The organism is Acinetobacter sp. 1566109 (assembly GCF_000582255.1).
GTDB lineage: Bacteria > Pseudomonadota > Gammaproteobacteria > Pseudomonadales > Moraxellaceae > Acinetobacter > Acinetobacter nosocomialis.
In genome coordinates, this window is sequence record NZ_JEYB01000166.1 from 1 (window position 1) to 1,702 (window position 1,702).

Sequence of the window (1,702 nt, forward strand, 5' to 3'; positions counted from 1 at the left end):
ATCTCATTGGCGCGTTGCAGTTCTTTATTTTCGCGTTCGAGTTGTTTGATACGTTCTTGGTCTGAAAGCTGCTGTACTTTAACTGGATTTTGTTTATCTAAATATTTTTGATACCAAACACGAAGTGTTTCAGGAGTACAACCAATCTTAGGCGCAATTGCTGTGATCGCAGCCCAATTCGATGGATAATCTTTTTCGGATTCAATCAATAATTGAACCGCTCTATCTCTGATTTCAGGGGTGTATTTTACTTTTTTCATCGGGACATTCTCTCAAGAAAAGTGGTCTCCGACAAACCCGGTACGGTTCAAATGTATTTTATAATATCTGCTTTGGCTTCTTCTCTGGTTTGATAGTTGTAATGATGCACTAACTCATTTTTCAGTATTCCCCAAAAGCTTTCAATCGGTGCATTATCGTAACAGTCTCCGCGCTTGCTCATTGAACCTTGAAAACCATATTGCTCAAGTATATTTCGATATTCATGGCTGCAATATTGACTTCCTCTGTCTGAATGCACAATCAGTTCTTTGGTTGGTTTTTGATTGTGAATAGCCATATTTAGCGCATTACAAACAAGCTGTGTTGTCATGCGCTCATTTAAGCTATAGCCAACCACTTGCTTCGTGTAAAGGTCTTTTACCGCTGCTAAGTACAGCCATCCTTCAACAGTCCATATGTACGTAATATCACTTGACCATGCTTGATTTGGTCTAGTCATTGAGAATTGTTGCTCCAGCAGGTTTTCATAGATCGCTCGATTATGGTCACTATTCGTAGTCCTTTTAAAACGCTTGTGTCGCTTACAATACAGGTGGTTCAGCGCTTTTATCTGACGTACAGCGTACATACTCATTTTTATACCCTGAGCTTGTAAGTATTTGGTTAATCGAATATAACCATAGCTCTGCCTTGTCTCCTCATGGGCTATTTTCACCAATATCGTCTGTTGATTTCGTTGAATCGTTCTTTTGCTCACGCCTCTCTTGAGCCAATCATAAAAACATGAAACTGAAACATGAAGTAATCGAGCCATTAAGGTAATTGGAAAAGAATATCTTTTTTGTTTCATATAGGCGTACCTTACTGACTTTCTTTGGCAAAGTACGCTGCTGCCTTTTTTAAAAATTCACGTTCCATTTCAGCTATTTTGAGCTGTTGTTTGAGTTTTTTATTTTCTTCGAGTAGAGCGTTTAGATCAGGTGAATACTGTTTTGTACCTGCTAAAGTTCCAGCCTTTGCTTTGGTATTCCAATTTGAAAGAGTTTGCATTGAAATGCTAAGTTGTCTAGCTGTTTCCGAGACATTGCCTTGATTGGCTTCAATTAATTTGATGGCTTCAGCTTTAAATTCTGTGGTGTAAGTCTTGTGTTTCTTGCTCATGGTAAACTCCTGATGAGTGTGTTTAGTTTACCAAGTTAAAACCTCCTGTTTTTTCAGCACACATCAATAGAAAACCTGTGTCATCAAATAGTTAAGACCTAAAATGTTTAGTGGAATTTTAGCTTCATAATTTAGATTCTGGTTAAATCTATTAATTTCTGAGATCATTCCATTATCATCTATATAAACTTCAAGTTGAGAATTCTCTGTACAAAAAGAATAAATAAACAACTTGTCTTCATTAAAAATATTTCCTGTTTCACGAAACACCATTTTTTCAACAAGAAATTTTTGTTTATCCTTACATAAAACAAATAAA

1 protein-coding gene and 2 pseudogenes are annotated in these 1,702 nt (G+C 36.4%); all 3 read right to left on the bottom strand.

What is annotated here, in order from left to right:
- A partial coding sequence (locus J582_RS25040; protein ID WP_032048270.1) for a transposase occupies positions 1-260 on the bottom strand: 260 nt, incomplete at its 3' end.
- A gap of 50 nt (positions 261-310) precedes the next feature.
- A pseudogene (locus tag J582_RS25045) lies at positions 311-1,383 on the bottom strand (IS3-like element ISAba22 family transposase); the annotation flags it as partial.
- Positions 1,384-1,446: 63 nt separating this feature from the next.
- Positions 1,447-1,702 (bottom strand): annotated as a pseudogene (locus tag J582_RS27170) (hypothetical protein); the annotation flags it as partial.